The 6,299-nt window shown below is 67.6% G+C and carries 3 protein-coding genes and 1 pseudogene; 2 read left to right on the plus strand and 2 right to left on the minus strand.

Annotation, left to right across the window (positions count from 1 at the left end; translation table 11 throughout):
- Positions 1 to 295, minus strand: a pseudogene (locus tag Q8S40_RS11760) (hypothetical protein); the annotation flags it as partial.
- A gap of 98 nt (positions 296 to 393) precedes the next feature.
- Between Q8S40_RS11760 and Q8S40_RS11765 the strand changes: the two are divergent.
- Both Q8S40_RS11765 and Q8S40_RS11770 read left to right on the plus strand, forming a co-directional pair.
- On the plus strand, positions 394 to 2,385 hold the full coding sequence (locus Q8S40_RS11765) for a hydantoinase B/oxoprolinase family protein (protein WP_305670549.1): 1,992 nt from the start codon (positions 394 to 396) through the stop codon (positions 2,383 to 2,385).
- Positions 2,382 to 4,439 carry a hydantoinase/oxoprolinase family protein gene (locus tag Q8S40_RS11770; RefSeq protein WP_305670550.1) on the plus strand — a complete coding sequence of 686 codons (2,058 nt, stop codon included), beginning with the start codon at positions 2,382 to 2,384 and terminating at the stop codon, positions 4,437 to 4,439. Before Q8S40_RS11765 ends, Q8S40_RS11770 begins: the two co-directional genes overlap by 4 nt.
- Positions 4,440 to 4,478: 39 nt before the next feature.
- On the opposite strand, the gene Q8S40_RS11775 is transcribed toward Q8S40_RS11770, so the two are convergent.
- On the minus strand, positions 4,479 to 6,083 hold the full coding sequence (locus tag Q8S40_RS11775) for an ABC transporter substrate-binding protein (protein WP_305670551.1): 1,605 nt from the start codon (positions 6,081 to 6,083) through the stop codon (positions 4,479 to 4,481).
- Positions 6,084 to 6,299: the final 216 nt, after the last annotated feature.

Consider the following 6,299-nt stretch of genomic DNA (forward strand, 5'->3'; position numbering starts at 1 on the left):
CGCCATAGACGCCGTTGGTGTGAATCAGCAGCTTGCCATTCTCCGGCACGAAACTGCCGATGGTCGCCTCGGTGCCGGAGGTACCACTGCCGACGATCGGCACCACCGTATGGCTGCCCTGGCCGTTACAGAGGTCGAGCAGGTATTTCCGGCAAAAGGCGATGGTGGCGAGCATCTTTTCCTCGCCCGAGGCATAGTCGTGCAGCATGGCGCGCTTGACGCGCATCGACAGCGTCGCGGGGCCGGGGGTGAGCATCAGGGGCTCATCCTCGAGGCGATCGGTCATCTCATCCATCGGCGCCCCCGGGCATTGCCGCAGTATCCTGCCATGTGAATTCGGTGATGCAAGAGGCTGTCTGGACAGGCAACGCGGCCGTCGATAGCGTTGGACACATGCTGGATCCTGTCACGCTCGAAGTCCTCGGCCGCAAGGTCACTGCAGCGGCGGAGGGTATGGGCTTCACTCTGCAACGCACCGGCCGCACACTGTATGTGAAGGAGGCCTCGGATTTCGGCACCGCCCTGGTCGGGCTTGATGGCCGCTTCTTCGGCTATCCGCGCACCATCGGCGTCAGCCACTTCCTCGACCTGGACTGCACCGCAACCATCCGCGCGGTGCCGGACCTCGACCCCGGCGATGTCATCATCACCAACCACCCCTATGCGTCCGAGGCGCTGGCCACCCATCTGCCGGATCTGCATCTGGTGCGCCCGTATTTCCACGAAGGCCGCATCGTCGCCTATGGCTGGTGTTTCGTGCATTCGGCCGATATCGGCGGCCGCGTGCCGAGCTCCATCTCGCCCTCCAACACGGATCTGTTCCAGGAAGGGCTGATGATCCCGCCGATGAAGCTGGTCCGCCGGGGCGAGCTCAATCCGGATGTGGTCGCGTTGTATCGCGCCAATGTCCGCACGCCGGACCAGAATATGGGCGACATCCGTGCCGAACTGGCATCGCTGCATGTCGGAGGACTACGGGTCGCGGAAATGATCGCGGCGCATGGCGTGGAGACCTTCATCGCGGCGCAGGAGGCATTGCAGGACTACGCCGACAAGAAGGCGCGCGCGGTGCTGGCGCGCATCCCGGATGGTGAATACGAATTCTGGGACTACCTCGATGACGACATGGTCAGCACCTTTCCGGTGCGCATCCGCCTGACGTTGCGCAAGCAGGGCGGCGAGATCGAGCTGGATTTCGAGGGCACGGACCCGCAGGTTGCCACCGCCTACAATATCCCCACCATGGGCCGCCGCCACGCCTGGTTCACCGCGCGCATCATCGGCTGTGTTTCCACGCATGATCCGACCTTGCCGATGAACGCCGGCGTCTATCGCTGCATAACGGCAAAGGCACGGCCTGGCAGCCTGGTGAATGCGGAATCGCCCGCCGCCGTGGGCGTGCGGCAGCCCGGCGGGCGACGCATCTTCGACATGATCACCGGCGCGCTGCTGAAGGGCGACCCGACGCTGATGGCCGCGGCTTCCGGCGGCGTCTCCACCCCCGTGGTGCTGGCCGAGGAGGAAACCGCGCAGGGCGACCGCAATGTGGTGGTGCTGGAGCCGATGATCGGCGGCATGGGCGCACGCCACGGCCACGACGGTGTGGATGCGCGCGACAGCGGCACCTCGAACCTTGCCAACAATCCGATCGAGAGTATCGAGAGTGCGGCGCCCATTCTCGTGCGCAACTACGCGGTGCGCGCCGGCAGCGGCGGCCCTGGCCAGTGGCGCGGCGGCTGCGGGCTGGAATTCAGCTTCGAGGTGCTGCGGGATGGCTGCACCGTGCTGGCCCGCGGCATGGAACGCTGCCGCTTTCCGCCCTGGGGCGCCATGGGTGGCCGGCCCGGCCAACCCTTCCGCGTCATCCTCAATCGCGGCACCGCGAAGGAACAGGTGATCGGCAAGATCGACCTGCTGGAAGTGGAAGCTGGCGATGTCGTCACCATCCTGACGCCGGGTGCCGGCGGCTATGGCGACCCCTCCCTGCGCGATCCCGCCGCGGTGCTGCGCGATGTGCGGCTGGGGCTAGTGAGCCTTGAGGCAGCGGCCAGCGATTATGGCGTGGCCATCAAGGATGGCGGGGTGGATCAGGCCGAGACGGCCAGGCTGCGGGCCGCGCGACCGCCGCGCGATACGGACGGCTTTGATTTCGGCACCGAGCGCGAGGCCTATGAGGCCGTCTTCACCGATGAGGCGCAGTGCCGGCTGAACGCCGCGCTCTACGAGCGCCCCAAACGACAGCGCAGCAAGCTGCGCCGCGAGGTGCTGGAAGCCACCGTTCCCGACATGCCGCGCGCCGGCCATCGCCCGCTGGTCGAGGTGCTGGCCGATCCCGCCGCATCCCGTGCGCGCTTCGAAGCCGCCTTCGCGGAGCTTCTGAAGTGAACGCCTCCGCACGCGTCGGCATTGATGTCGGTGGCACCTTCACGGATTTCGTGCTGGCAGGCGCCAGGGGGCTGGTGTTCCACAAGGAGCCGAGCACGCCGGCGGACCCTTCGGCCGCCGTCGAATCCGGGCTTCTCGCGCTGGTGCAGAAGGCCGGGCTGACGATGGGCGATATCGGCCTGCTGGTGCATGGCACCACCCTCGGCCTGAATGCCATCATCCAGCGCCGTGGTGGCCCGATCGGGCTGGTCACGTCGCCCGGCAATCGCGATGTGCTGGAGATCGCGCGCTGCCGCATGGCCAATTCGGTGGATTTCCACCTGACCCGAGAGGAAGATCTGGTCCCGCGCGACCTCGCCTTCGAGATTCCAGCGCGGATCATGGTGGATGGCACGGTGCTGGTGCGCCCGACCGCCGCGGATTACGACCGTATTGCCGCAGCTCTGCGTGCGGGTGGCGTGGTGACGGTGGCGGTGATGCTGCTCCACAGCTACCTGCATCCTGAACTGGAAGCCGAGGTGGCAGCCGAGCTCGGCGCCCGGCTACCGGGCGTGCCAGTCTCCGCCTCCGCCGCAGTGTGGCCGGAAGTGCGCGAATATGAGCGTGCGCTGGTTGCGGTGCTGAACGGCTTTATCGCACCGCTGATGCAGGAGTATTTTACCCGGCTGGAAACACGGCTCGCCGCGCGCGGGCTGCGGGCGCCGATCACCATCACCGCGTCGAATGGCGGCACCGTCGCGCTGCGCACCGCTCGCGCGCGGCCGATCGAGACGGTGCTGTCGGGCCCCGCCTCCGGCGTGGTCGCCGCGGCGCGCGCGGCGGAACGCACGCCGCATCAACGCCTCATTACCTTCGACATGGGCGGCACCAGTAGCGACATCGCGCTGACCCGTTCGGGCGAACCGGAATACACCACCCGCACCACGGTGGGTGGACTGCCGCTGGTGATGCCGGTGGTGAATGTCTCGGCCATCGGCGCGGGTGGCGGCTCGATCGTGTGGGTGGATCCGCAGGGCGTGCTGAAGGTGGGGCCACGCAGCGCGGGCGCCGCGCCAGGGCCGGTATGCTATGGCCGCGGCGGCACGGAACCGACGGTGACGGATTGCTACCTCGTCTGCGGCTTTCTCGACCCCGCCAACTTCCTCGGCGGGCGCATGCGGCTGGACCGGGAGGCTGCGGAGCGCGCCTTGCTGCCAATCGCGGCACGGCTCGGCTTCAGCGGCCCGGATGCCGCGACCCGCGCCGCACAGGCGGCGCTGCGGGTGGCGACCGCCGTGATGGCGACGGAACTCTCGACCGGCCTCGCGCAGCGCGGCGAGGATGCGTCGAGCTTCGCGCTGATGCCCTTCGGCGGCGCTGGCCCGACGCATGCCAACATGCTGGCCGAGGAAGCGCGGCTTTCCGCCGTGCTGGTGCCCTTCGCACCGAGCACCTTCTGCGCACTCGGCGCCATCCTGGCCGACGTGAAGCGCGACTTCGTGCGCTCGCTCCGCATCCGGCTTCTGCCGGCGACGGAGGCTGCCACGGCGAGGTTGCACACGGCCCTCGCTGAGCTGTCGGCCGAGGCGCGGGACTGGATCGCGGCGGAGGCGGAAAACCTGCGTGGCCACACCCTCTCCGCCACGGCGGAGATGCGCTATGCGGGGCAGAGCTTCGAACTGACCGTGGACTGGGACGCCGCGACTTTCGCGAACCCGACCCCGGAGGCGATCGCCGAACTGTTCCACCGCGTGCATGAAGGTGTCTACGCCTTCCGCGACACGACGAGCGCAGTGGAACTGACGTCGCTGCGGGTGCGCGTCACTGGCCATGTCGCGCCGATCGACCTGCCCGACGCGCTGCCGCGCCCCGCCGCCGCGCCACTCGGCACACGTCGCATCTTCGGCGCCGAGGGCTGGGGTGATTGGCCAGTGCATGATCGCAGCCGTCTTGGCCTAGGCGCGCGCATCGCCGGCCCTGCGATCATCGAGCAGGAAGACAGCACGCTGGTTCTGCTGCCGGGCTGGGGTGCGGAGGTGGATCTGCGCGGCAATCTGGAACTGCGGCGAGGGTGATGGGGCGGGCGTGACTGTGGTCCCGCCCGCCCCTTTTGGTCACGGCGCCGCGGGCGCCCTGGCGTCCAGCGCCAGCGTTTCCTCATCCATTCGCGCCGTGAAACTCATCCGCCGCGCATTGATCGCCCATACCGCGGAAAGGGTGACGATCGGGATGATCGCATGGTCCTCCATCGCCGTACGGATGCCCTGCTTCACCAGCCGCTCCCGTTCGCCCTCATCCACCACTTCCAGGCTGGCGCGGGTGATGCGGTCCACCTCCGGGTTGGAATAGCGCATGCGGTTGAAGGTGCCGAAGCGCGGATCCACGCCGCGGGTGTGCAGCAACGAGGCGAGCATATAGGTCGCATCGCCCGTCAGCGTGCCCCAGCCATTCATCGACAGGCTGTGGTCGCCGCGGGTGTAGTTGGTGAAATACACGGAGGTCGGCTGGGCATTGACTTCCGCAGTGATACCGATGGAGGCGAGCGACTGGCCGAGCGCGGCGCAGACACGCGCATCGCCAGCAAAGCGGTCATTCGTGCAATGCAGCTGAATGCGGAAGCCATTCGGGAAACCTGCCTCGGCCAGCAGCCGACGGCCCTCTGCCGGGTCGTAGCGCAACTCGGCGGTATCGCGCGGCACGCCGAAGAACACCGGCGGCAGCGGCGTATGCGCCGGCTCCGCCAGGCCCTCCATGATGTTCCGGGCCATGCCGTTGCGATTGATGGACAGCGACAGTGCCTGGCGCACGCGCCGGTCACGCAGCGGGCTCTGCGCGAAGGGGCGGCCTTCATTGTCGGTGACCAGCGGTGACTGGTCGCGGCCATCCGGATGCAGCAGGAAGACGTAGATCGACGGCACCTGAAGAACCTGCAGGTTCGCGGTGCGGTTCAGCGTACCGACGCTGGCCGGCGGTACGTAGTTGATGAGGTCCACATTGCCGGACAGCAGCGCCGCGACGCGCGAACTGTCATTCGAGATTTCGCGCTTGGTGACACGACGGAAATGCGGCCGCGCCCCCCAGTAGTCATCGAATCGCTCCAGCACCAGGTCGCCGCGCGGCTCCCAGGAGACATAGCGATAAGGCCCGGTGCCGATTGCGGCGCCGCCGCTGCGGAAGGTGGCGTTGTCGGCGCCCTGCGCCGCGCGGGCCTGCACGATGAAGACGCGGTCAAGCTCCGCCAGCAGGGTGGCCGCCGGGCCATGCGTGCGGAACTGCACGGTATGGTCATCCACCACCACCGTTTCGCGGATCGACCTGACATAGGCGCCGAGGCCGCCCGTACCGGCCACGACGGTGGGGATGCGCTCCACCGAGAACTTCACGTCATTCGCGGTGAAGGGCGTGCCGTCATGCCAGCGGACATCGCGCCGCAGCTTGAACTCCCACGTCGCATCGTCCACACGCCGCCAGCTTTCCGCCAGGTTCGGCTCCAGCTTCATGTCGGCGGAACGGCGCACCAGCGCGTCGAATACATTACGCAGTGCCGAGGCGTGCTGCCCGGCAGAGGAAAAATGCGGGTCGATCGACAGCGGGCCGGATCGTACACCCATTGTCGTATCCTGGGCCTGCGCACCGCCTGCGAGCAGTCCGAGTGCGGCGGCCGCGGCGCCAAGCAGATGGCGCCAGGGGCGCGCAGGTGGCGTGGTCGATCCGGTCATCGAAAACTGTCCTTTCCCCTGTCTTGGATACAAGCCTATCGCCCTGCTCTGGCGCTCCGCCAGAGGCAATCGATGCGTTGAGCGTGTTCAAGGCAGCGAAAAGAACCGCTTCGAAGATGGTCTTCATGGCGGTTGCACAGCCGATGACCAGGGAAGGTCAGATCTTGTGCGATTCCAGCGTGCTCGGGTGGAACAGTTCCTGCGGCGCCAGCAGGC

Origin of the sequence: Falsiroseomonas sp. (assembly GCF_030695085.1) — a bacterium.
GTDB lineage: Bacteria > Pseudomonadota > Alphaproteobacteria > Acetobacterales > Acetobacteraceae > Falsiroseomonas.

What these genes read in the sequence shown, in the direction of transcription:
- Q8S40_RS11765 (WP_305670549.1), top strand. Translation starts at nt 394, where the DNA reads ATGCTGGATCCTGTCACGCTCGAAGTCCTCGGCCGCAAGGTCACTGCA.
- Q8S40_RS11775 (WP_305670551.1), bottom strand. Translation starts at nt 6,083, where the DNA reads ATGACCGGATCGACCACGCCACCTGCGCGCCCCTGGCGCCATCTGCTT.